This is a genomic window from Campylobacter sp. RM16704, from assembly GCF_000816245.1.
In the GTDB taxonomy this organism is placed as follows: domain Bacteria; phylum Campylobacterota; class Campylobacteria; order Campylobacterales; family Campylobacteraceae; genus Campylobacter_D.
On sequence record NZ_CP007769.1, the window covers coordinates 857,863 to 883,791 of the forward strand.

Here is a 25,929-nt window from a genome sequence, read left to right on the forward strand (position 1 = left end):
AACATGAAAAAAATTATTTTATTGTTTATCTTAGCCTTTTTTCTTAACGCTAAAGATTTAATAGTAGGAATGGAACTAGCTTATCCTCCTTTTGAAATGAGTGATACTAGAGGTAGTCCAAGTGGAATTAGCGTAGATTTTTTACAAGCCTTTGCCAAAGAAAAAAACTATGATTTAACAATTCAAAACATAGCTTGGGATGGACTTATACCTGCTTTAAGAACTCAAAAAATAGATCTAATCATGTCTTCTATGAGTATTAGCGAACAAAGAAAAAAAGTAATAGATTTCACTATACCTTATGCTAAGGCAAATTTAGCAATACTAAGTGCTAAAAAATCGAATATCAACTCCATAGAAGATTTAAATCAAAAAGGAAAAATTATTGCCTTAAAAAGAGGATCAAGTGCGCATTTATATGCTCAAAAAAACCTTAAAAATGCAAAAATCTTAGTATTTGATAAAGAAAATGCAGCTATTTTAGAAGTTATACAAGCAAAGGCTGATGCTTTTATTTATGATCAAATGAGTATTTATAAAGCATGGAAAAAACATCCTGAGCAAACAAAAGCTATTTTTACTCCTTTTGAAAAAACACCTGAGCAATGGGCTATAGCTTTGAATAAAGACAATACCAAATTAAAAGAAGAACTCAATGAGTTTATTTTAAAATCTAAAGAAAATGGCTTTTTTGATAAACTAAGTCAAAAATATCTCAAAGATATGCAAGAAGTCTTCAAAGAACAAAAGCTTGAGTTTTTCTTTTAAGAAAAACTCTTTTCAAGCTTTCTTGAAAACATAGAAATAGGCAGAGTTAAAACTAAATAACAAAGAGCTAAAGGAATGTAAATTTCTAAGGTTGAAAAAGTAAATGCATTGATTTCTTGAGCATTTTGCGTTAATTCTGAAATAGCTATAACACTCAAAAGAGAGCTATCTTTGATTAAATTACTAAGTTGTCCACTTAAAGGTGCTAAAACATTTTTCAAAGCTTGAGGAAAAATCACACTTTTATAAATTTCAAACTCACTCAAACCCAAAGCTTTAGCACTTTCATATTGCATTTTATCAACACTTAAAATTCCTGCTCTAAATATCTCACAAATATAAGCACTAGCAAATAAAGCTAAAATCAAAACTCCGCAAATATAACGATTATCTAAACCTAAATTATCAGCAAAAATATAATAAATCAATAAAATTTGTACAAGCAAAGGTGTACCTCTAATAAGCTCTATAAAAACCCTTGCAAACATATTAAAAAGCACAATTTTACAAAGACTCATATAGCACAAAATCAAAGCAAAAACTACCCCTACAATTAAAGACAAAATGCTAATAAAAAAACTTGTAAAAAAGCCTTGTATCATTTTATCTTTATATTCAAAAATAGCTTTAAAATCAAAATTATAACTAGCACTTAAAAAAGACAAATAAAAAAATAAAAATAATAAAAATACTAACAAAAGTGCATTGATTATAAATATTTTTAAACTAATTTTTTTATGCTCACTAAATTTATTATATACTACAAAAAGATTCAATTTAATCCTTTAATTTTTATCAATTTTTTTAATTTTTTCATCATTTAAACTAAGCTCCATTTTGCGAATTTCTTCTTCACCACTACACATTAATTTTTTATTATATTTGAAATATTTGTTTTTAATTTTATTTGGATACTCTAAGACACTAAGTAAATACTTAAATAAATTTATCCTTGCTTTCTTTTTATCGTCTGAATTAATAACTACCCAAGGGCATTTTGGTGTATTAGAAGCTAAAAGCATAGAGTATTTTGCTAAAGTGTATTTATCCCATAATTCTTGTGATTTTTCATCAACAGCAGAAAGTTTGTATTGTTTTAGTGGATCTTTTCTTCTTTGTTCAAAACGCTTTTTTTGTTCTTGTTTAGAAACTGAAAAATAAAATTTAAAAAATAAAATTTCACTATCAATTAACATTTCTTCAAAAGATGCTACTTCACGTAAAAATTTTTTATGCTCACTTGGGGTGCAAAAACCCATAACAGGTTCTACCCCTGCTCTATTATACCAAGATCTATCAAAAATAACTATTTCTCCAGCTGCAGGCAAATGCGTCACATAACGCTGAAAATACCATTGAGTTTTTTCTACATCACTTGGTTTTTCAAGTGCTACTACACGACAACCTCTAGGGTTTAAATGTTCAATTAATCTTTTAATAGCACCACCTTTTCCTGCTGCATCACGCCCTTCGATTAAAATCAAAACCTTTAAACCCTTGTCTTTAACATGATTTTGAAATTTTAAAAGCTCAATTTGTAGTCTTTTAAGCTCACTTTCATATTCAAGTGTTGATTTTTTAACCTTAATAAGAGTAAATTTGTCCTTGTCCATAATAGGCTCCTTGGTTTAGGATAATTATTAACTTAAATTTACCACAAATAAGTAAAATAAAACAAGTTTAAAATTTTAATTTCAGGGAAAAAAATGCGTTTTATAGCAATATTTTTTATTTTTTTAAATTTGGTTTTTGCTAACAATGGGGTATTATCACTCAACGAAGCTTTTAAGCTCAACACTCATAGTAACAATCAAGGAATTTTTTTAAAAATCAATCTAGCAGATAGAATTTATCTTTACAAAGATCAAATCAAAGTAGAATTAGATTCAAATGATATTACTTCTTTATTAAATTTCCCACTAACTCAAACTAGGGAAAACAAAGAAGTAATTTTTAGCCAACTTGAACTTTTCTTGCCGCAATTATTATTAGATGATTTTATTAAAAATAACAAAGCAAAACTTTCTCTAGTTTATCAAGGTTGCTCAGAAGATGGTTTATGCTATCGTCCTATATATGTAAATTATGAACTAAATAAACAAAATGGAATTTATACTATAAGATCAACCAAAGATCAATTTAAAAAGCAAAATGAAGATGAACAAATTGCTAATGATTTAAGTACGCAAAATATATTTATCACGCTTTTAACTTTCTTTGGTTATGGCTTATTATTAGCACTTACTCCTTGTATTTTACCAATGATACCTATTCTTTCTTCATTAATCGCAATGAAACTCAAAGATAAACCATCTAAAAAGCATAGCTTTTATTTATCTTTTATCTATGTCTTTTTTATGTCTTTAGCTTATGCTATAGCAGGGGCTTTAGTAGGACTTGCTGGGGCTAATGTACAAGGTTTATTGCAACAGCCTTGGATTATCATTACCTTTGCAGGTATTTTTGTATTACTCTCACTTTCTATGTTTGGGTTTTATGAATTACAGCTCCCACTTAAATTCCAAAATTTTATTAATAAAAAAATAGAAGGTAAAAATGGAATTTTTGGTATAGCTATCATGGGATTTTTATCAGCTCTTATTGTAGGACCTTGTGTAGCCGCACCTTTAGCAGGAGCTTTACTTTATATTACTAATAGTGGTGATGTGTTTTTAGGAGGACTTTCTTTATTTGTAATGAGTTTTGGCATGGGTATGCCTTTACTTTTAATAGGACTTGGAGGAAGCTTCTTAAAAAGTGGAGCTTGGATGCTTAAAGTAAAAATTTTCTTTGGTTTTATCATGCTTATCATGGCAGTTTGGATGCTAGAAAGAATACTTAATGCAAATATCATATTAATGCTTTATGGAATTATAGGGGTATTTTTTGTTAGCTTTATGGGGTTGTTTGATGAAGTAAAGGATAATTTTGATAAATTTAAAAAAGCAAGTATGATTTTAGTTTTAGCTTATAGCTTGAGCATCCTTTTGGGAGGTTTTATGGGTTCAAAAAGCCTATTAAAACCACTTGAGTTTAATTTTGCTGCAAAAGAAAACAGCTCAAGTTTAAATTTTAAAACCATTAAAAATTTAAAAGAACTTGAGCAAGAATTACAAAATTCTACCAAACCTATCATGCTTGAATTTACAGCTGCTTGGTGCGAAAATTGCAAACTTTTAGAAGAATATACTTTTAAAGACACAAAGGTGCAAAATTTACTTGCTAACTACACGCTTTTAAAAGCAGATGTAACACACAACAGCCAAGAAGATTTAGCACTTATGAAAGAATTTAGCGTTTTTGGACCTCCTGTGATGATATTTTTTAACAAAGGCGAAGAAAAGGGACGCATTATAGGTTATGTAGATGCGGAAGAATTTTTAAATAGAGTTCCCTGATGAACTCTATTATCTTTTAAATCAAATTTATTTTAAAAATCCTTTAATTCCTATAAGTTGATATTGCCACAATTTTTCTATAAAAATTTTAAGTTTTATCGCTAAAATACCACTAATTGGCTTATGTAAAACCGTTCCTACTGCATAATCATCCCCTACAGAACAAACTGTATTACCACTAATAAAAGAAAATTCTTGCTTAAATTCTTTCTCATCAACCATAGCCATTAAAGCTTTAGCTACATAAGCCCCCTCTCTTAATGCAAGCTGGGCTGTTGGAGGATAAGGTGTATTTGTTTTGGGATTTTTAAATATACTATTATCGCCTATAAAAAAGTATTTTGATGAATTTTTTACATTTAAAGGATGCATAAAAGCATCAACTTCTATGCGTGATCTAATGCTTGGAAAATCTGTACTATTTTCTATCACAGCATTTCCTTTAACACCAGCAGTCCAAATGATAGTATTTGCTCTAATAAATTCTCCACTTTCAAGTTTTATGCCATTTTTTTCACATTCTATAATTTTAGATTTTTCATATACTTTTACACCAAGTTGTTCAAGCTTATTTCTTGCTTTTAAAGCTAGATTTTTATCAAACATAGGTAAAATTTGATCCATAGCTTCAATAATAGAAAGTTCTAATTTCTCATAAGCAATTTGCTCTTTTTGACAAAAAATCTTAAGCTCTTTCGCTAAAGAAGCTATAAACTCAACCCCACTTAAACCTCCACCACATACTACGATTTTTAAATCATCATCATTTTGTGAATTTTTATAATTTTTTATTTTTTCATAAATACTTTCATTAATTTTTAGTGCATTTTCATAATTATCAATACTCAAAGCATATTCTTGCATACCTTTAATACCAAAAGTTTCTTTTGCAAAGCCAAGTCCACATACTAAAATATCAAAATCAAATTCTTTATTTTTAGTAAAAACCTTATCTTTAGAAATTTTTATTACTTCATCTTGAAAAAAATTAATTTTTGGACTTAACAAAGGAAAAAGATCATATTTTGAACTATTAATATCTTCATTAGAAGCTACTTTATGTAATAAAATAGTATGATAATGATAAGAATTGTTATTAATCAAACTCACTTGTACTTTTTCAAAAAACTCATCTGGCAGTGCTTTTATAGCTGATAAAGTAGCATATCCTGCACCTAAAAACAAAATTTTCTTTTTTTGCATGGATTTTCCTTTAATTTGATAAAAAAATAAATAAAAATTTGGCATAATGGTATTATTTTTTATCTTAAAATACTTTTTATTTAACTTAACAAGGAAAAAGCATGCAAAGACAAACTTGGAGTAACACTCTAACTTATATTCTCACTGTAGCAGGAGCGACCGTTGGTTTTGGAGCCACTTGGCGTTTTCCGTATTTAGTAGGTGAAAATGGTGGTGGTGCTTATGTTTTAGCCTTTTGCATTGCAATGATTTTTATAGGCATTCCTGTGATTTTAGTGGAAAATGTTATAGGAAGACGCAGAATGTTAAATTCAGTTGATGCCTTTGGTGGAAAAACTAATGATGGAATTAAAATATCTAATTCTTGGCAAGGTGTTGGCTATATGGGGCTTTTGGGAAGTTTTGGAATTATGGCTTATTATATGGTAATAGGTGGCTGGGTTTTAGCTTATATTTTTAAAATTATCATAGGAGATTTTAATCTTTCAAGTCCCATTAATGCTCAATATACAAGCCAATTTTATAATTCTACTATAGAAAACAATCCCTTATTAATAGGTATTTTTACTACTATATTTGTAATAATTAATTGGATTATTTTAAAAAAAGGTGTGATTGATGGTATAGAAAAGTCAGTAAAATATCTTATGCCATTTTTATTTATCTGTCTTTTGGTTGTAGTTATAAGAAATTTAACTCTTGAAGGAGCAAGTGAAGGGGTAAAGTTTTATCTAACACCTGATCTTTCTAAAATCACTCCTAAGTTGTTTATAGATGTTTTAGGACAAGTATTTTTTGCCTTGTCTTTAGGTTTTGGTGTGATGATAACCCTATCTTCCCATCTTAAAAAAAATGAAAATTTAATTAAAACTTCTGTTTATACTGGAATTTTAAATACTCTTATAGCAGTACTTGCTGGTTTTATGATTTTCCCTGCTTTATTTAGCGTAGGTTTAACCCCTGATAGCGGGCCATCTTTGGTTTTTAAAACCTTACCTGTTGCTTTTTCACATATACCTTTTGGAAGTATAATTTGTGTATTTTTCTTTTTACTTTTAATCGTTGCTGCACTTACTACAAGCTTGCCAATTTATCAAGTAATTATCAGTGTTTTGGAAGAAAAATTTAAACTAGATAAAAATACTGCTATCAATCTAACACTTGGAAGTATTTTTTTACTAGGAAATTTACCTTGTATACTTACTTATGGTCCTTTAAAAGATATTACTATCATCAAAGGAAAAAATATTTTTGATAGTTTTGACTTTATTAGTGGAAATATCTTTTTTGTTTTAACTGCGTTTTTTTGTTGTATTTATGTAGGTTGGGTGCTTAAAAAAGATGCTATTTATGAACTTTCAAATCAAAATACATTAAAAGGAAATATTTTTAAACTATGGTATTACTATGTTAAGTTTATCATACCTTTGATTATTTTAGTGATTTTTTATTTTGGAATATTTAGTTAGTTTTTTACATAAAAATCTAAAAAATATTTGACATAAGATATTAATTATGATAATATTTTTCATAAAATTAAGGTTGTTTAATTTGGCTGAAAAATATATCTTCATTAATCCAGTTGTTTTGAAACTTTATGATATATCATATTTAGAAAATCTACTTGCTCAAAATAATTTTAAACTCATTTTTCCTAAAGAAGATATTGCTAAAATTGTTAAAAATAAATATCTATCACTAAGTTCTAATTCCAAAGAATGTATTATAGATTCAAGGTGTCCTAAGATTAAAGATTTTATAGAAAATCACACTTTATCTGCTAATATCAATCCTATTTTGATAGAAACAGCTTTGCATTTACACGCTCAAAAGCAAAAAGAAGATTTTTTATACATTACTACACCTTGTATTGCTTTAGAAAATTTTGGAAATAACTTAAATTTAAACAATACCCTATTTATCACTTGGAATAATTTTGTGTCAAAATTTAAGTTAAAAATTGATTTAAAAAATAAAAAACAATTGCAAAATAGTCCTATTCCACTCGGTTTTTTTAAAGATTTAGAGATTTCTATAGGAAAAATACCTTCTGTAAGTGGTAAGCAAAATATCATCAAAATATTTAAAGAAAAATCTTATAAAAAACATAAACTCATAGAAATGCTTTATTGTGATAATGGATGCCATAATGGAGATGGAATTTAATAAATGCAATGGATTAAAAAAAATATATTGATTGTTTTTATTATATTGTTATGGTATATGATTAGTGAATTAAATATATGGAGTGAGTATGTTCTTCCTTCTCCTCAAAAGGTCTTTGTAGCTTTTTTGTCTGAATTAATTGACGGAAATTTATTAGAAAATACCTATATTAGCTTACTAAGAATCATGTTTGGTTTTTTCATAGCATGTATTTTAGCTTTTATATTTGGAATCATTGCTGGAATGAAAAACCAAATTTTTGAATATTTTGAAAATATTATTGAATTTTTAAGAAATATTCCTCCGATTAGTTTAATTGCTATTTTAATCTTATGGTTTGGTATAGGTGAAGAACCAAAAATTATCATTATAATCCTAGCATCTTTTTTTCCTATATTTATCAACACAACAAAAGGTATTTATATGGTCGATAAAAAGCTTTTGGAAGTTGGATATTCTTTCAATTTTACAAAAATACAACTGTTTTTTAAAATCATACTTCCAAGTTCTTTACCTTATATTTTATCTGGTATGAAAATTGGTCTTGGATATAGTTTTAGAGCTATTATAGGAGCTGAAATGATAGCAGCTTCTAGTGGTCTTGGTCATATGATATTAGATGCACAAGAATTGTCAAAATCAGATAGAGTTATAGCTGGTATTATAGTTATAGGCCTATTGGGATGTTTGATTGATTGGTTTTTTTCTTATTTGATAAAAAAATCCTCTAAAACAGGATATACCTATGAAGCTTGAAGCTCAAAATATATCTAAATTTTTTACAATCAATAATAAACAAATAAATATACTCTCTAATATCAATTTTAAAACCATAGACAATGGAATAACCATCATTTTAGGTAAAAGTGGTTGTGGGAAAACAACATTTTTAAAAATCTTATCTGGCTTAGAAAAACCATCTCAAGGAAAAATTCTTTGCAATGCAAAACTATCTATAGTATTTCAAGAACCAAGATTAATGCCATGGCTTGATGTGTTTTCAAATATAAGTTTTGGTATGAAAAGAAGCACAATTAATAAGGAAAAAATTTATAAACTTATTAATCTAGTAGGACTAGATGGATTTGAAAAAGCCTATCCTTCACAGTTATCCTTGGGTATGATGCAAAGAGTTTCTATAGCTAGAGCTTTAGCTAACAATACGGATATTATTTTAATGGATGAACCATTTGCATCCCTAGATTATTTTACTCGAGAAAAATTACAAAAAAATCTTATAAACATAGTAAAGCAGACCAATAAATCTATTGTTTTTGTAACACATTGTATTGATGAAGCTTTAATTTTAGGCAAAAAAATCATAATTTTAAAAAACGGTCAAATCACAAAAGACTATTTTTTAGATAAAGATTATGAAAGAGATTTATTGTCTAATAATTTTATTGAATTAAAAAAAGATATACTAAACACAATCAAGGAGACAAAATGAAAACACTTTCAAAAAACAGCTTAAAAATTATAACTATGACAATATTTTCAATATTGTTTTTAATTGCTTGCAACCAAAATTCATCCTCTAAAGAAAATATAGATAAAAATTTCACGGCAAAAAAAATAGCTATAACTTATGTAAAAGCACCGCTGAATATACCATCAATCATTGAAAAAGAAAAAGCTATTTTTCAAAAAACATTTGATAAATATAATATTCCGGTCTTTTATTCTCAACTAACAACAGGACCTGAGCAAACACAAGCATTAGCTTCAGGAGATATACAATTTTTATATGCTGTGGGTTCTACTTCTGTAATTTTAGCAAAAGCTAATGGACTTGATATTAAGATAGTTAATAAATATAGTAAATCTTCAAAAACTTTTACTATTTTATCTCAAAAAGGAACTAAATTTATAACGGCTGATGATATTAAAGGAAAAAAGATAGCAGGCCCAAAAGGAACTATTCTTCATGAGCTTTTATTAGCATACCTTGATAGTCTAGGATTAAAAGAAAAAGATATAGAATTTATTTCTATGGGTATACCACAAGCTCAAGCAGCATTGGTTGGAAAATCTGTAGATATGGCTTTGCTAGCAGGTCCTAATGCATATAATTTAATACAAGATGGTTATAATGTTGTTACTACAGCCGATGGATTGATAGAACCATTAATTGTAGTTGCTACAAGTAAAGAATTTTATAATAATAATAAAATTCTTGTCGAAGAATTCATTAATGCTCAAAAAGAAATTCTACAATATATTGACAATAATTATGAAGAAAGTATGAATATTACAGCTAAAGAAACAAATTTGAGCATTGATGATATTAAACAAATGTATCCACTGTATAATTTTGATATCAACATAAATAATGATGATATCAAATCAATGGAAAAAACGAAACAATTTATGTTAAACAACAAAATGATAGATCATGATGTAAAAATAAAAGAATTGTTTATAAATTAATTGAATATTTATACTCATATCTTTTTAACATGCTTATATTTCCTTCAAGGCCTCCTTGATGGATATATAAGAACTTATCATTAATCTGCTCTTTATAAGCTAGTAATGTTTTAAAACCTACCATATCATAAAGCAAATCAAACTCCACTCCACATTCTTTTTTTAAATCTTTATAAAGTTCATATAATTCCAAGTAAGGCTTAGCAAAATGATATTTTTTAGGTGGATTTAGTATGGTTAAATTACTAAAATCATATTTTGGTTCTAGAGCTAAAATTTGCTCTTTTAAATACACACTATCTCCCACACAAGCACAAGTAAAAACCTTAAATTTACTATGTTTAGCCAAAAATGCCGCAGAAGTTCCTGTTCCTGAAGGCAAGAAAATACTTACATTTTCACTTAATTGCTCACTAAGCTCTAAAGCTAGCTGTTTATAGCCAAATTCAGCTTCTTTTATAGCTACACCCTCTTCTATAAAAATATCATCATCTTTTTTTAAAGCTAAAGCTTGCAGTCTTCTTGTAGGATAATTTACATTTTCTATCAACTCAACATTATGTTTTAGTGCAAATTCTAAATTTCCATGGGGATTTTCTTTTAAAAAAGAACTCATTTTTTCACAAACAAAAATGAGTGAAAAATCATTTTCATAACAAAATTTAGTCAAAGCAACCAAAGCATTACTTTGAGAAGAACCAAAAGAAACAAATCTTTGTCCTTTCTTAAGTAAATGTTTATTTTTTTCAAATAAGGCTAGTTTTCTAGCCTTATTTCCATTGATATAACCTAATAAATCATCTCTTTTTAATAAAAATTCAAAATCTTTGTATTTTAAAGTATCAATTTTACTTACTATCAAGGTATTTTTCAACCTTTTCTATAGCATTATTTGTATTGATATTAAACTTAATCTCTATTCTACGGCTTGCCTCTTTGTCTTCCTTGCCATCTTTCATAATTACATCAGAATATGATCTACCACTTGCCATTAAAAGTTTTTGCAATCCTGGTTCTTTATAAAATGAGTGTATAAAACTCATCACAGCGTAAGCTCTTTTTTGTGATAAATCAAGATTATATATATAAGATCCAGCGCTATCTGTGTGTCCTTCTATAACTATATTTTCAATACTTGACAATATATCTTCATTCTTAAAAATAGCATCAAAATATTGCGTAAGAACAGCTTTTAAATTTTCTTTTGCATGGGCTTTTAGTGTAAAAGAATTTGTATCAAAAAGTACTTCAGAAGGTAAAATTATAGCACCCGAATTAGAATCTAAAGTGATATTAGTGTCAAATTTTGTTTGAAGGCTTTTAATAGTATTTTCTTTAATCAAGCTTAATTCTTTAATTTTTAATTTTGCATCATCAAAGTTACGCTCTAACTCTTTAATCTCTTCATCTTTTTTGTTTAACCTTTCAAGCAAAGCAAAAATTTGCTGGTCTTTTTCATCTAAGCTTGAACTTAAATCTCGATTTAGTTTAGTTATATTGGCTTCTAGAATTTGTTTTTGCTTACTAATATCATCAAGTGTATTTGAAGTATTGTTTAATTTTTGACTAAGATTTTTTAAAATATCTTCTTTTTGACTTAACTCTTCTTTATTTTCCCTAAGCCTTTCTTCTTGTTTTTGTAGATTTTCTTTTATGATTTGCAAATCACTTTGAGTTAAGACATATTTTACAACTATAGCTCCAATTAGTAAAATAAATATAAAAAGCAATCCTGCCATTAAATCTGCATAAGCTATCCAAAAATTATTTTCTTCGTTATTTTGATTGTTTTTAATCATTTATTTTCATCTTCTTTTTGATTTTCAAGCTTTGCAATTACCTGTGAAGTTTGTTCATCTAATTCCTTACTTTCTTCTTTAAAATCTTGCATTAACGAAATTTTTTCATCAATATTTTTTTCTTCTTCATAAGCCTCTTTAAAAGTATGCATACCTTCTATAATACTTGCTTTAAAACCTTCAAAAAGTTTTGTTTGGTTTTCAAACATTAAATTTTGATATTTTTCAATATTATTTGAAAAATTACTTATTTTTTCATTTAAAAACGAAACATTTTTATCCAAATGAGCAATTTTATCTGAGCTTACATCTAAAAGTCTATTATATTGCTCTGAAATCCTTAAAGTCAAATCTTTGGTATTTGAATTTAATATATTAACAGCATTTGCAATTTCAGTATAAATTTTAACTATATCTTTTTGTTCTCTTTGAGTTTTTGACAGATCACTCATAGTTTGTTTTACATGCTCACTACTAAGCTTAACTGCTTTTTCTTCAGCATTTACAAGCTCTTGAAAAACCTTAAATTTTCTATCTATTGTATTATCAAGTTCTTTAAAAAATTCTTCATTACTTACATGCTCAAAAATTGTACCTATTTTTTCAAAATGTTGTAGGCTTTCTTGAAGATATTTTCTATCAATTTCTTCTTTAGACCAAAAAAAATCACTTGTTGCATTTTTTTGACGATTCAATAGTTTTTGGAATTTACTATTTCCATATTTTTCAAAAAATATCCACCAAAGTGCTAAAAAAATTCCATAAATTGAAACATAAAAGGCTGTTCCTACTCCATTTAATAAAATAGAAATTTCTTGTTCTAAACCCGCTGTATCACTAGAATTAAAATTAGGCATAGACATTGCTATACTTATAAAAGTTCCTAAAATCCCAAGCATAGGAAAAACAGCTGCCCCAACTGAAGCAAAATTTTCATTTCTTAATTCTTTAGCATAAGCATAAGCAAAATCATCAAAACTTGCGTTAGATTTTGTTTCTTTACCTATGACCAAAAAATGCTTCATGATATAACGCTTTAATACAAGTTTAAATTCATCTTTTTGTTGTTCAAAGATACTCGAAGCATAATCAGCACTATGTCTTGTGAAAATCAAAGCAACCAAAAAGATAATTCCTATCATTACAACACTATGTAATTCTACCTTAAAATCAATCTTTCCAAAATATCCCAAGAGCACCAAAATATACAATATAGCAGGGATGAAAATAATTTTTATATAAGCAATAATTCCTGTACTACCCTTTCCTTCAGGCAATACAAGATCAGAAAAATCATCAGTTGTTTTATTAACTTCCATTTTACAAACCTTTGTTAATTTTACTCTAAAAATATAAAATCTTCACAGGAAAATCAACTAAGAGTTATAAAACTCTTAGTTTCTATCAATACAACTTAAGTCACTAAAAGCACACTCTAAGCGTTTAATCATACTTTCTTCACCCGCTCTAAGCCACACTCTTGGATCGTAGAACTTTTTATTTGGTTTATCATCGCCCTCTGGATTACCAATTTGTCCTTGCAAATAAGCTTTATTTTTAAACTCATATTCTCTAACACCATCCCAAAAAGCCCACTGGGTATCTGTATCGATATTCATTTTAATTACACCATAACTAAGTGCAGCTTTAATATCTTCTATATTGCTACCACTACCACCATGGAAAACAAAATTGATTGGTTTTTCATCTTTGAGATTGAATTTTTCTTTTACATAATTTTGAGAGTTTTTAAGAATTTCTGGTCTTAAAACTACATTACCTGGTTTATAAACACCATGCACATTACCAAAACTAGCTGCAATTGAAAATCTATCGCTAATCTTAGAAAGTCTTTCATAAGCTAAAGCTACATCTTCAGGTTGAGTGTATAATTTTGCATTGTCGATATTGGTATTATCAACTCCATCTTCTTCCCCACCTGTACATCCTAATTCAAGTTCTAAAGAAATTCCAAGTTCAGACATTTGCTTTAAGTAGTTTTCACAAGTGCTTAGATTACTTTCTAAATCCTCTTCACTTAAATCAATCATATGAGAACTAAACAAAGGCATGCCAGTTTCTTTTTTAAACTCAATATTTGCTTCGATTAAAGCATCAATCCAAGGAAGTAATTTTCTAGCGGCATGATCAGTGTGTAAAATTACTGGAATCCCATAAGCTTTAGCCATTAAATGCACATGTCTTGCTCCGCTTATTGCACCAAGAACATCAGCTTTTGGACAAGCTTTTCCTGCTACAAATTTAGCTCCACCATTTGAAAATTGAATAATTACAGGTGAATTAACTTTTTTAGCACTTTCTAAAACCGCATTAATGGAATTTGTCCCTACGACATTTACCGCAGGGATAGCAAAACCTTCTTTTTTTGCATGATTATATACGATATTTAGATCATCACCGTTTAAAACACCCGGTTTAACAAGATCTAATACGCTCATTATTTATATTCCACTTTTGCTTTTTTACGAAGTTCCTCGGCTTTTTTATTCATAAGCTCTTTAAATTCTTCCATTTTAATAGTGCCTTCAATACCTGCTTTTACTTCATTGTAACTCATGGTACTTTTTGCCCTAGCATCTTCTTTTAAGATAATATGATATCCAAAATCACTCTTAACTGGAGTTTTAGAAATAGTTCCTTTTTTCATAGAAAAAGCCGCATCTGCAAATGGCTTAACCATAGTTGATTCAGAAAACCAACCAAGTTCACCACCTTGAGCTGAAGAACCTTTGTCGATTGATTTTTCTTTTGCAAGTTGGGTAAATTTATCGTTTAAAGCTTTACCACTTAATTTGCTAAGTTCAGCAATAATATCTTTTGCTTCTTTTTCACTTGTAACTAAAATATGTTTAGCTTTTACTTGAGCTGGTTTAGTAAATTTATCTTTATTATCTTCGTAATATTTTTTAGCTTTAGATTCGTTATTTTTAATTGAATCAAAAATTTTCTTTTGATAAATATTTACCATAATAGCTTCTTTTGCACGCTCTAATTCTTCTTTATATAAAGGATCATTTTCTATTTTTTGAGCTTTTGCATCTTTTAATACAAGCTGTTGGACAACATATTGATCAATAATAGCTTTTTTTTGATCAGCTGGTAAGTCAGTAATTTTTGCACCTCTTAGCATAGGAGCAAAAAATTCATTTACTTCTGTGTCGGTAATATTATTTCCATCAAGAGTTGCAACTACTGCAGCATTTAAACTCAAACCTGTCAATAAAGCCGCAGCAACTAAAGAAATTTTTTTCATTGTTTTTCCTTTAAAATAATTTAATTGATTTTATTATATCTAAACTTTATTTAAAGCCGATTAACATACAATAAGTTTATGAAAAGAAATTTAGAAATTAAAGAATTATTTTTAAAACATTTTGGGCAAGCAAAAACTGAATTAGTTTTTAGCAATGCTTATGAACTTATAGTTTGCGTTATGCTTTCAGCCCAATGTACTGATAAAAGAGTAAATTTAATAACTCCTGCTTTATTTAAAGCTTATCCTAGTGTGCAAGATTTAGCTAAAGCGAAGTTGTTATCTTTAAAACTTTTAATCAACTCATGTTCTTTTTATAACAATAAAGCACAAAATCTTATCAAAATGGCTCAAGCAGTATGTGAGCAATTTAATGGCGAAATCCCCATGAATGAGCAAGATTTAAAAACTCTAGCAGGAGTAGGACAAAAAACTGCACATGTAGTAATGATAGAATGGTGTGGTGCTAATTGTATGGCTGTAGATACTCATGTATTTAGAGTTTCACACAGACTTAATCTTAGCAAAGCCAAAACTCCTGAAGAAACCGAAAAAGATTTAACTAAAATTTTTAAAGACAATTTAAATTATCTTCATCAAGCTATGGTTCTTTTTGGCCGCTATACATGCAAGGCTAAAAATCCTTTATGCAATGAGTGTTTTTTAAATCATTTATGTAAAAACAAAGATAAAAAATTAATCTAGCACTAAATTTAGTGCTAGATAGTTTTAATGAAAGAATGGCAAATATAAGAAAGCATTAATCACTAAAGCATTTACTATATCTATAAAAAATGCACCAACTAAAGGTACAATAATAAAAGCCATATGACTCATACCATAATGATTTGTAACGGTTTGCATATTTACCATGGCTGTTGGAGTAGCACCTAAACCAAAACCACAATGTCCTGCTGCTAAAACTGCTGCATCATAGTCTTTTCCACACACTCTAAAAGTAACAAATATAGCAAAAGCAGCCATCATAGCAACTTGCACTACTAAAATCACTAACATTGGTACAGCTAAAGTTACCAAATCCCAAAGATTAATAGTCATTAAAGCTAATGCTAGAAATAAAGACAAGCTTACATTACCCAAAACTGAAACTTCTCTATCGAATACATGATGAATTTTTGTGACTGATAAAACATTTCTTAAAACTACACCAACAAAAAGACAATATACAAAAGTTGGTAAAGTAAAACCTGTATTTGCTTTAATGTAAGTAGATAAAGCACTACCTATTAATAAACATAAAGCAATTAATGCTAAAGATTCTATAAACGAAGAAGGAGTAATCAATCTTTCTTTTTCTGGAGATTGGAAATTTAAAATTGCATCTTTATCATCGTTTTGTTTTGGAACAACTAATTTATGTTTATTTACTAAATATCTTGCCACTGGACCACCTATAATACCACCTGAAATAAGTCCAAAAGTAGCACAAGCAATAGCTACAGTTGTAGCACTTGAATACATATAAGGTTCTTTAATAAATTCAGCTGCCCAAGCTGCACCTGTTCCATGTCCGCCACTCATTGTAACAGATCCTGCTATAAGTCCCATTAATGGATTTTGCCCCATAGCACTTGCTACACCTATGCCAACTATATTTTGTGCAAAAAGTAAACCCACAACCACTACTAAAAAAATTGCTAACTTTTTACCACCTTTTTTTAATGAGGCAAAATCAGCCAATAAACCAATACTTGAAAAAAATGCAAGCATCAAAGGATCTTTCATAGACTCATCAAATTTAATACTAAGCGAAAATGAACTATGTAAAATCAAAAGAATAATCGCAGCAATACCACCACCAACAACAGGTTCAGGAATATTATAATCACGTAAAAATTTTACTCTTTTAATAACAAAAACACCTAAAAGCAATACTGCAACCATAACAACTAAAGTTGCATAAAAATCAAATTTCATATCTCTCCTTTTATTCAATTTATCTGTAAATTGTAATCAAAATGACTTTAAAACAACACTAATTAATAACACTCTTTATCATTATATTACAAAATGAAACATTTTGCATTCTATTCTGAAATTACGACAATATTATAATATAAATTCATGTTTTTAAGTAAAGCTAATTTTGATCTACTTAACTCTTGTAAAGAATTTATATACAAAGTATTTGCATCAAGATAGTCTTTTAACTCATTGCGTCCTAACTCATATTTTTCAAAATATAATTGTGTAATTTTTGCTTGATTAATATTAATATCTTTTACCAAATTTAACAAATCACTATAATATCTATCATTTTCATAACAAAGTTTAAATTCATTAATAGCTTTTTGCAACACATCTTTATATTCAATCAAACGCATTTGGTAAGCTAATTCAGAAATTTTCACATTTTGTTTTACTCTGTAAAAATCTAAAAATGGTAAATCAATAGCAATATTTCCACCTAAGATTAAAAATTTAAAGCTCTCATCTATATTTTTATTACTTCCATCTAAATTTCCAAGTAGTTTAATACTTGGTAAAATGCTTTTTTGCATACTTGTATAATCTTTATAAGAAGCTCTAAGTTGATTTAATTTTGCTTGAATTTGTGGTCTATAGGCAAGCATTTTTAATTCTATATCAAAATTTACTTTTTGCAATGAAAAATCTTCAAGAGTATAACTTAGCATTTTATTAATCAAAATCTCATCTTCTTTACCTAATAAATCTTTTAAATTTTTAAAAATCAACTCTTTATTTTGTAAATTTGTAATGATATTTTGCTTGGTATTTAATAAGGATTTTTTAATATTTAAAAGATCAATATACTCAACTTTACCATAATCAAATTTGGTGGTATAAATTTCTAGCATTTGTTCAAGATTTTTCAAATGATTATTTAGTAAGTGATCAACATCATTAAAATAAATAAGCTCAAAGATACTATTAATTGCTAAATTAATAGTATCAAGTTCTAACGAACGCAACTCATATTCACTTGCTTTTGCTAAAAATTCAGAACTTGCAACTTGGTCTGAAATTTTTCCATACAAATCAAGCTCATAATTTAATACGATGCCATTTGAAAAATTATGTGTTTGTAAGCCATTATTTAAATTTTTTCTTACGTTTGCACCTAAATTTCCACTTAAAGTAGGATATAAATCTAAATTTAAAAGTTTGTATTTTGCTAATGTGCTTAAAAAATTAATTCTAGCTACATTTAAGTCTTTGTTATTGTCGATTATAACTTGTAAAATATTATTTAAATCTTCGTTGTTATATTTTTTCCACCAAGCTTTACTAGCATTAAAATCTTCAAAATATTCTTTTTTTACACTATCTTGAGAAATTTGCTCAAGCTTCACTCCAACGCAAGCATTAAAGAAAAAAGTCAAACAACATAATAAAAATATTCTCATTTTATTCCTTTGATAAAGCACTAATTGGATTTAAATTTGCTGCATTTTTTGCCGGAAAAAATCCAAAAATAACTCCGATTAAAACCGAACTCAAAAGTCCCAAAAATACCGAATTTAGTGAAAGTATCATAGTAAAACCTATATTTAACGAATTAAATACTTCAATAATCACAAAAGAAAGCATTACTCCAAAAATAGCACCTAAAGAACAAATCAATACAGCTTCAATTAAAAATTGCATTAAAATATCTTCTTTTCTAGCTCCAATTGCCATTCTCACACCAATTTCTCTTGTTCGTTCACTTACTGAAACTAGCATAATATTCATCACACCAATTCCACCAACTATCAAAGATACTACCGCAATAGAAGAAATCAGTAAAGTCAAAGTAGCGGTATTTTCCTCTATAGCATTTTTAATCGCATCTGAATTTATAGTGAAAAAATCTTTTTTTCCACGTTTAATTTCTAAAATCTTTACCATAGCCTCTTCAGCTAAAGCAGGATTTACCTCATCTTTTACTTTAGTTACTATGGCTCTTATTTGTTTATCGCCTGTAATTTTATTCATCAAGGTAGAATAAGGAGTATAAATTTTGATTGTATTTTCATCAGGTCTAAAATCTTTATTATCTCTTTCTTTCTTTAAAACCCCGACTATAGTTAAAGGCTGTTTATTAAAAATAATACTTTTACCTAAAACATATTTTGCATTAATATTATCAAACAAAATTCTTAAAGCATTTTCATCTACTATGCAAATATTAGCATTATCCTTAATATCTTCATTATTAATAAATCTACCATCTACCATCACAAAACCTCTAAGTCTTAGATGGTTTGGTCCTACTCCATGAATTCTAGCTTGTAAAGAATTATTCTTATAAGTAACCACCCCTACTTTACCTACATCTGCTTCAACTGCTTCTAAATAAGGCAAAGAACTTAAGGTTTTCAAATCGCTTAAATTCAGTCTTGTTCTTCCTGATCTAATATCTCCCAAGCCACGCCCTGAAACAACTTCTATCGTATTAGTTCCAATAGAGCTAATAGAGGCAAGTATATTTTGTTGGGCCCCAAGACCTAAAGCTACCACGCAAACTACTGAAGCTATACCTATGATAATACCAAGCATAGTAAGTAAAGATCGAAGTTTATGTGCCACAATAGCAGCTATAGACATTTTCAAACTTTCAAAAAGCTGATTTTTAAGCAAGTTGAAGTTTTTTTTCTCTTTTGGCATTAACTTAACTTTTATTTCATCTGCTTTTTTTGTACCATTATCACTTATAATCTTACCATCTTTAATCTCTATAACTCTTTTAGCTCTAGCTGCAATTTCTCTATCATGAGTTACTAAAACTACGGTATGTCCTTGTTCGTTTAACTTATTGAGTATTTCTAATACTATCTTACCACTTTTAGAATCAAGTGCACCCGTTGGCTCATCTGCTAAAATAAGCTCACCACCATTCATCAAAGCTCTTGCTATAGAAACTCTTTGTTGTTGCCCGCCACTTAATTCATTTGGCTTAGATAATTCTTTATGATCAAGCTCTAAAAAAGAAAGTAACTCTTTAGCTTTTTGCGATCGTTCTTGTTTATTTTTACCTGCATAAACAGCTGGTAGAGCTACATTATCTTTAGCATTTAAAAGATTAAGCAGATTGTATCTTTGAAAAATAAAACCGATTTTTTCTCTTCTTATTCTTGCTTTTTCATCTTTGTTTAAATTTGTAACTTCATATTGATCTAAAAAATACTTTCCATTACTTGGCTCATCAAGCGTGCCTATGATATTCAAAAGAGAAGTTTTTCCACTACCTGATTGACCAATGATTGCTACGAATTCTCCCTTTTGAATATAAAGATTAACATTTTCTAAAATAGTTGTATTATTAATCTTTTTTTGTATATTTATTAAGCGTATCATTTTTTATTTTTACCTATGATAACTAAATCACCTTCTTTTAAACCCTCTAAAATTTGAGTATTTAAACTATCTTTAATACCTAATTTAATAGGTGTTTTCACACTTATATTATTTGCTTTTAAAATTTCTACATAATAACCTTTTGCATCACTTTTTATAGCTAAAGTTGGTATAACTAAAGTATTATTTTCTGTTTTAATGGCTATTTCATTTTCTGTACTCATGCCTATGCGTAAAAAATTATTATCATTTTTTACAAAAACTCTAGCATAATAATACACAGCACTAGAGCTTGAATTTGAACTTGAATTTAAATTAGTATTACTTGTAGCATCACTTATAGTGGTATTTGCTGGATCTATACTAGAAATTATTGCTTCATATTTTTTATCAGGTTCGTTTAAAATGCTAAATTTAACCTTTTTTCCAACGCTAATTTTATTTATATCAGCTTCAGCTATTTGCATACGAATTTCCATTTCGCTTAAATCAGCTAAACGCACAATACTAGGTGTATTTTGATTTGCGTTCACAGTTTGCCCTTCTTCAACAGCTACATTGATAATCTCACCCTTGCTTGGTGCGGTTATTGTCGTATAAGTTAAATCTTTTTGTGCATTTTTTAAAGAAATTTCAAGCTGAGTAGTTTGTGCTTTTAAATCAGCCACATTTGCTTTTAAAGCATAAAAAGTATTTTTTAAATTTTCAAGATTTTCTAAAGAAGTAGCTTTTTTAGTATAAAGTTTTTGCTCTCTTTGGTATTGTTTAGTAGCTATATCAAGAGCTATTTTTTTACTTTCTAAATTTGCCTTTGCACTTTCAAGCTGAGCTTTGGTAATATCTAAATCATTTTGCTGTTTGTCTTTATCAATTTGTGCAATTAAATCACCATCATTTACATGATCGCCTAATTTTACATAAAGCTTAGTGATTTGCCCACTAACTTGTGCACCAACATCAACTTGTGTCTTGGCATAAACTTCGCCAATTGCTTCTATACTTTGAGTAATATCCTGTTTTTTAACTTCATAGGTTAGATAATTATATTCTTCCTTATTTGCAAAAAAGAAAAAATACACCCCTATAATGAGTATAATCAAAAATATGCTTAAATAAATTATTTTTTTCATTTTTGTCCTTTAAAAAACATATAATAGAATATTTATATGAAGTAAAAATAAAATTGTAACAATAAAATATAATTTTAACAATATTTAAAGCTTATAAGATATAAGATAAAACTAAAAAAGGAAAAATTATGCAAGATTATTTAAATTTAATGCAAAATCGCTCTTCAATACGCTCATATACCAAAGAAAAAATTTCTAAAGAAAATTTAGAATATATCTTAGAATGTGCTAGATTATCTCCTAGTTCTTTAGGACTTGAGCCTTGGAAATTCTTAGTTTTTCAAAAAGATGAACATAAAAAAGAAATTGCAAAAATAGCTAATAATCAACCCCATGTAGCAAATTGTGCTGCTATTGTTATAGTAATTTCAAGGGCTGATTTTAAAGATTATTTTGAAGAGAAACTAAAAAAACGTAGTTTAAACCAAGAAGAATTAAATAAACGCATACAAACTTACAAACCATTTATAGATACAATGGATTTAGAACAATGCTTTATTTATGCAAAAGAGCAAAGCTATATAGCAATAACAAACATTGTTAATGCTGCTTATAGTTTAAATTTAGGCTCGTGCATTATCGGTGGCTTTGACAAAGATAAAATCAATCAATATTTAAATTTAGACACCACCAAACAAAGAGCATCCATGCTAATTACTCTAGGACATACTCAAGAAAATTCTAATACAGATAAAACTCGTTTTGCATTTGATGAAGTAGTAGAATTTAAAGATTAATCAAATATCAAAACTCCATTTAATTTTTATATATTAAAATAATATTTTTAAAATAAAATGGAGTTTTAAATGCAAGGAAATTTCTTAAAGATTTTTGGTGTATTGCCTTTTTTAGCAGTGGCTTTTATCAACGCTTTTGTAGATTTAGGGCATAAAATTATTATACAAAATACTATTTATAAATTTTATGAAGATAGTACTCAACTTTTTTTAACCGCAATTGTAAATGCTTTAATGCTTTTGCCTTTTATTCTTATACTTTCACCTTCTGGATTTTTAGCAGATAGATTTCCTAAAGATAAAATCATGAAAATATCTGCATTATTTTCAGTAATTTTAACTTGTATTATTTGTTTATGTTATTATCTTGGGGCTTTTTGGCTTGCTTTTATTATGACTTTTGTCATGGGAATACAATCTGCCTTATATTCACCTGCAAAATATGGTTTTATAAAAGAATTAGTAGGAAAAGAGCTTTTGGCTATGGGAAATGGAGCAGTAAATGCAGTAAGCATAGTTGCTATTTTAGCAGGTATGGCTGTGTTTTCTCTAAGTTTTGAAATGCTTTTTGACACAAATTTTAACACTCCCTCAGATATTTTAAAACAAATTGCACCTTTAGGTTTTATCTTGATTATTTTTGCGTTATTAGAACTTTTTTTAGCTTATAAACTTCCAAATTTAAAAGAAGAAAATAAAAATTTAAACTTTGATAAAAAACAATATTTTCAAGGAAAACTCTTAGCTTCTAATTTAAAAACAATATTTTCTCACAAAATCATTTGGCTTTGCATAGTTGGAATTTCATTTTTTTGGGCCATATCACAACTTTATTTAGTGAGTTTTCCTGTATATGCAAAAAACGATCTTTTTATAGAAAATACTTTTTATGTGCAATGTTCTTTAGCTTTTTCCGGTATAGGAGTAATCATAGGTTCAATTATTGCAGGTAAATTTTCTAAAAATTATATCGAATTAGGTCTTATACCACTAGGTGCTTTAGGAATTTTTCTAATGAGCATTTTAATGCCATTTTTAGAAACCTTACTAAGTTATAGTGTAGTATTTTTTATTTTTGGTTTAAGTGGAGCATTTTTTATCATACCTTTAAATTCCCTCATACAATTTCATGCTAAAGAAAATGAGTTAGGAAAAGTCATAGCGGGAAATAATTTCATACAAAATATTTTTATGTTAGGCTTTTTGGTACTAGCTACTTTTACTGCTTATGCTAAATTTGATGTGATAAATTTGTTTTATTTCATCATTGCTGTAGCATTTTTTGGAAGTATTTATGTGCTAAGTAAATTGCCTTTTTCTTTAGTGCGTTTATTAATGAGTATAGCGTTTTTTCAACGCTATCGTTTATTAGTAGAAGGTTTTGAAAATATCCCTGAAAAAGGCGGAGCATTATTACTTGGTAATCATATATCATTTATTGATTGGGCTATTGTGCAAATGGCTATACCAAGAAAAATATATTTTGTTATGGAAAAAAGCATTTATTCTAAGTGGTATATTAAATTTTTTCTTGATAAATTTGGAGTTATTCCTGTTTCAAGTGCTTCTAGTAAATCAAGCTTAGAGCTTATTGCTATGCATATTAAAAACGGAAATTTAGTTTGTCTTTTCCCAGAAGGAGTGCTTTCACGCCATGGACAACTAAATGAATTTAAAGGTGGATTTGAGTTAGTTTGCTCAAAATTAGAAGAACAAGATGGAGTGATTTTGCCTTTTTATATTAGAGGACTTTGGGGAAGTGCTTTTTCAAGAAGTGATGAAGAATTTTCAGCAAGAAATCGCAAAATAAGCAAAAGAAAAATCGCTATTGCTTTTGGAAAAAGCTTACCAATACACTCTAAAAAAGAAGTGGTTAAAGCAAAAGTTTTTGAACTTTCTTTTATTGCTTGGAAATCTCAATGTGAAAGTATGCATACTATAGCCAGAGCTTGGATAGATAATGCCAAAAGAAATTTAAGTCAAATAGCTATTGTTGATCCTTTAATAGGTGGTATTACTTATAGAAAAATGCTTGCTTTAAGTTTAGTTTTTAGCTCTTTTATAAAAAATAGATCACAAGAGTTAAATATACAACCAACACAAGGAAACTATGCTCCAAAAGAAGAATGCATAGGAATTTTACTTCCTGCTTCTATGGCTAGCTCACTTTGTAATTTAAGTGTATTACTTGCAAATAAAATCGTGGTTAATTTAAATTTCACAGCAGGCACAAAGGCGATTAATCAAGCCATTCAAAGTTCTCAAATCCAACAAATTTATACCTCTAGAAAATTTATGGAAAAATTAGAAAATAAAGGTGTAAAATTAGAGTTTGAAGAGCATGTCAGGATGGTTTTTATGGAAGATGTCATTGCAAGTTTTAAAAGACAAAAACTCAAAATCTTTTCTATGCTTACCTTGATAAGTATCTTGCCTACTTGTTTAATAAAAGCATTTTTTGCACCAAATAAACAAAATCTTGCTATAGCTGCTATACTATTTAGTAGTGGTAGCGAAGGAATACCTAAAGGGGTAATGTTAAATAACCGCAATATTTTAAGCAATATAGCCCAAATTTCAGATGTATTGTGTGCAAAAAATGATGATGTTATATTGTCATCTTTACCACCTTTTCATGCTTTTGGCTTAACCGTAACAACTTTTTTGCCTTTATTAGAAGGTATTAAGAGCGTAACATATGCTGATCCAACTGATGCACTAGGTGTTGCAAAGGCTATAGTAAAAAACAATGTAAGTATTATGTGTGGCACTTCAACTTTTCTAGGTATTTATGCAAGAAATAAAAAGCTAGATGCGATTATGTTTGAAAGCTTAAGGATTATCGTTTCAGGTGCTGAAAAACTCAAAAGCGAAGTAAGAACTGCCTTTGAAATGAAATTTAAAAAACCTATTTTTGAAGGCTATGGGGCCACTGAAACCACTCCAGTTGCAAGTGTGAATTTACCAAATAAATTTGATCCTGATTATTGGATTTTACATCGTGCAAATAAAGAAGGAAGTGTTGGCATGCCTTTACCAGGAAGTGCTATACGCATAGTAGATCCTTCAACTTATGAAAGTTTAAATCATGGAGAAGATGGATTGATACTCATTGGCGGCCATCAAGTTATGGTAGGGTATTTAAATAATAAAGAAAAAACTAATGAAGTTATCAAAGAAATTGATGGCATACGCTGGTATAATACCGGTGATAAAGGCCATGTAGATGAAGATGGATTTTTGTATATAGTAGATCGTTATTCTCGTTTTGCCAAAATTGGCGGTGAAATGATTTCTTTAGGGGCTTTAGAAGAAGAAATTGCTAAGTTTATTAATACCGAAGTGGTAAAATTTTGTGCTGTGGCTTTAGAAGATGAAAAAAAAGGTGAAATGGTGTGTTTATTGGTAGAATGTCAAGATCAAGATTTTGAAGGGATTTGTGAAGCGATTAAAAACTCTACTATGCCTGCTATTTTTAAACCAAGTAAATATTTTAAAGTAGATCAAATTCCTCTTTTGGGTTCTGGTAAAATAGATTTAAAAGGTGCTAAAGATTTGGCAAATATTTTACACAATAACTAAATAAGCAATAAGCTTATTTGGTAAATTTTTAAATTTACATCATACTTTATGGTAGTATGCTTTTCTATATTTGATATTTATTATTATTTTTTTGATACATTTTTGTATTAAAAACAATAA

At 28.2% G+C, this 25,929-nt stretch carries 22 protein-coding genes; 10 read left to right on the forward strand and 12 right to left on the reverse strand.

Features of this window, described 5'->3' with window-relative positions; translation table 11 throughout:
* The first annotated feature begins 3 nt into the window (after positions 1-3).
* On the forward strand, positions 4-768 hold the full coding sequence (locus CAQ16704_RS04455) for a transporter substrate-binding domain-containing protein (protein WP_039667060.1): 765 nt from the start codon (positions 4-6) through the stop codon (positions 766-768).
* On the opposite strand, the gene CAQ16704_RS04460 is transcribed toward CAQ16704_RS04455, so the two are convergent.
* Together CAQ16704_RS04460 and ppk2 are read right to left on the reverse strand one after the other, a co-directional pair.
* Positions 765-1,544 (reverse strand): amino acid ABC transporter permease, encoded by a 780-nt coding sequence (locus tag CAQ16704_RS04460; protein ID WP_039667061.1) that lies wholly within the window; start codon positions 1,542-1,544, stop codon positions 765-767. The two genes, CAQ16704_RS04455 and CAQ16704_RS04460, sit on opposite strands and share 4 nt — an antisense overlap.
* Positions 1,545-1,553: 9 nt before the next feature.
* Positions 1,554-2,381, reverse strand: a complete 828-nt coding sequence (ppk2, locus tag CAQ16704_RS04465) for a polyphosphate kinase 2 (RefSeq protein ID WP_039667062.1) — start codon at positions 2,379-2,381, stop codon at positions 1,554-1,556.
* 93 nt (positions 2,382-2,474) lie between these two features.
* Between ppk2 and dsbD the strand changes: the two genes are divergently transcribed.
* Positions 2,475-4,166 (forward strand): protein-disulfide reductase DsbD, encoded by a 1,692-nt coding sequence (dsbD, locus tag CAQ16704_RS04470; RefSeq protein WP_039667063.1) that lies wholly within the window; start codon positions 2,475-2,477, stop codon positions 4,164-4,166.
* Between the two features lie 27 nt (positions 4,167-4,193).
* Here dsbD and CAQ16704_RS04475 read toward each other — a convergent pair whose 3' ends face one another.
* Positions 4,194-5,369, reverse strand: a complete 1,176-nt coding sequence (locus tag CAQ16704_RS04475) for a type II NADH dehydrogenase (protein ID WP_039667064.1) — start codon at positions 5,367-5,369, stop codon at positions 4,194-4,196.
* Positions 5,370-5,470: 101 nt separating this feature from the next.
* On the opposite strand from CAQ16704_RS04475, the gene CAQ16704_RS04480 reads away from it, so the two are divergent.
* From CAQ16704_RS04480 to CAQ16704_RS04500, 5 genes are all read left to right on the forward strand, one after another.
* Positions 5,471-6,838, forward strand: coding sequence for a sodium-dependent transporter (locus CAQ16704_RS04480; protein ID WP_039667065.1), 1,368 nt, complete (start codon positions 5,471-5,473; stop codon positions 6,836-6,838).
* An 82-nt stretch (positions 6,839-6,920) separates the two neighbouring features.
* Positions 6,921-7,535 (forward strand): hypothetical protein, encoded by a 615-nt coding sequence (locus CAQ16704_RS04485; protein WP_039667066.1) that lies wholly within the window; start codon positions 6,921-6,923, stop codon positions 7,533-7,535.
* A gap of 3 nt (positions 7,536-7,538) precedes the next feature.
* Positions 7,539-8,291: an ABC transporter permease gene (locus CAQ16704_RS04490; protein WP_039667067.1), complete on the forward strand. Its 753-nt coding sequence runs from the start codon at positions 7,539-7,541 to the stop codon at positions 8,289-8,291.
* Positions 8,281-8,985: an ABC transporter ATP-binding protein gene (locus tag CAQ16704_RS04495; protein WP_039667068.1), complete on the forward strand. Its 705-nt coding sequence runs from the start codon at positions 8,281-8,283 to the stop codon at positions 8,983-8,985. Before CAQ16704_RS04490 ends, CAQ16704_RS04495 begins: the two co-directional genes overlap by 11 nt.
* The gene (locus CAQ16704_RS04500; RefSeq protein ID WP_148308475.1) at positions 8,982-9,965 is read left to right on the forward strand and encodes an ABC transporter substrate-binding protein; all 984 of its coding nucleotides are present in this window, start codon (positions 8,982-8,984) and stop codon (positions 9,963-9,965) included. Before CAQ16704_RS04495 ends, CAQ16704_RS04500 begins: the two co-directional genes overlap by 4 nt.
* On the opposite strand, the gene CAQ16704_RS04505 is transcribed toward CAQ16704_RS04500, so the two are convergent.
* The 5 genes from CAQ16704_RS04505 to CAQ16704_RS04525 all read right to left on the reverse strand — a co-directional run bounded on the left by CAQ16704_RS04505 (position 9,955) and on the right by CAQ16704_RS04525 (position 15,038).
* On the reverse strand, positions 9,955-10,827 hold the full coding sequence (locus CAQ16704_RS04505) for a 1-aminocyclopropane-1-carboxylate deaminase (RefSeq protein WP_039667069.1): 873 nt from the start codon (positions 10,825-10,827) through the stop codon (positions 9,955-9,957). The genes CAQ16704_RS04500 and CAQ16704_RS04505 overlap by 11 nt on opposite strands.
* Complete coding sequence (locus CAQ16704_RS04510; RefSeq protein ID WP_039667070.1) at positions 10,814-11,764, reverse strand: OmpA family protein; 951 nt, start codon at positions 11,762-11,764, stop codon at positions 10,814-10,816. The genes CAQ16704_RS04505 and CAQ16704_RS04510 overlap by 14 nt, the downstream gene beginning before the upstream one ends.
* Positions 11,761-13,083: a MotA/TolQ/ExbB proton channel family protein gene (locus tag CAQ16704_RS04515; protein WP_039667071.1), complete on the reverse strand. Its 1,323-nt coding sequence runs from the start codon at positions 13,081-13,083 to the stop codon at positions 11,761-11,763. The genes CAQ16704_RS04510 and CAQ16704_RS04515 overlap by 4 nt, the downstream gene beginning before the upstream one ends.
* A gap of 75 nt (positions 13,084-13,158) precedes the next feature.
* Complete coding sequence (fbaA, locus tag CAQ16704_RS04520) at positions 13,159-14,223, reverse strand: class II fructose-bisphosphate aldolase (RefSeq protein WP_039667072.1); 1,065 nt, start codon at positions 14,221-14,223, stop codon at positions 13,159-13,161.
* Positions 14,223-15,038: a major antigenic peptide/PpiC-type peptidyl-prolyl cis-trans isomerase gene (locus tag CAQ16704_RS04525; RefSeq protein ID WP_039667073.1), complete on the reverse strand. Its 816-nt coding sequence runs from the start codon at positions 15,036-15,038 to the stop codon at positions 14,223-14,225. The genes fbaA and CAQ16704_RS04525 overlap by 1 nt, the downstream gene beginning before the upstream one ends.
* 78 nt (positions 15,039-15,116) lie before the next feature.
* On the opposite strand from CAQ16704_RS04525, the gene nth reads away from it, so the two are divergent.
* Complete coding sequence (nth, locus tag CAQ16704_RS04530) at positions 15,117-15,743, forward strand: endonuclease III (RefSeq protein ID WP_039667074.1); 627 nt, start codon at positions 15,117-15,119, stop codon at positions 15,741-15,743.
* A gap of 24 nt (positions 15,744-15,767) precedes the next feature.
* On the opposite strand, the gene gltS is transcribed toward nth, so the two are convergent.
* From gltS to CAQ16704_RS04550, 4 genes are all read right to left on the reverse strand, one after another.
* Positions 15,768-16,976: a sodium/glutamate symporter gene (gene gltS / locus CAQ16704_RS04535; protein ID WP_039667075.1), complete on the reverse strand. Its 1,209-nt coding sequence runs from the start codon at positions 16,974-16,976 to the stop codon at positions 15,768-15,770.
* A 110-nt stretch (positions 16,977-17,086) separates the two neighbouring features.
* Complete coding sequence (locus CAQ16704_RS04540) at positions 17,087-18,427, reverse strand: TolC-like outer membrane efflux protein (protein ID WP_039667076.1); 1,341 nt, start codon at positions 18,425-18,427, stop codon at positions 17,087-17,089.
* Position 18,428: 1 nt separating this feature from the next.
* Entirely contained in the window at positions 18,429-20,360 is a 1,932-nt protein-coding gene (locus CAQ16704_RS04545; protein ID WP_039667077.1) for a MacB family efflux pump subunit, read from the reverse strand.
* Positions 20,357-21,490: an efflux RND transporter periplasmic adaptor subunit gene (locus CAQ16704_RS04550; protein WP_039667078.1), complete on the reverse strand. Its 1,134-nt coding sequence runs from the start codon at positions 21,488-21,490 to the stop codon at positions 20,357-20,359. Before CAQ16704_RS04550 ends, CAQ16704_RS04545 begins: the two co-directional genes overlap by 4 nt.
* Before the next feature lie 128 nt (positions 21,491-21,618).
* On the opposite strand from CAQ16704_RS04550, the gene CAQ16704_RS04555 reads away from it, so the two are divergent.
* Complete coding sequence (locus CAQ16704_RS04555) at positions 21,619-22,227, forward strand: nitroreductase (RefSeq protein ID WP_039667079.1); 609 nt, start codon at positions 21,619-21,621, stop codon at positions 22,225-22,227.
* Positions 22,228-22,296: 69 nt separating this feature from the next.
* On the forward strand, positions 22,297-25,809 hold the full coding sequence (locus CAQ16704_RS04560; protein ID WP_039667080.1) for a 2-acylglycerophosphoethanolamine acyltransferase / acyl-acyl carrier protein synthetase: 3,513 nt from the start codon (positions 22,297-22,299) through the stop codon (positions 25,807-25,809).
* Positions 25,810-25,929: the final 120 nt, after the last annotated feature.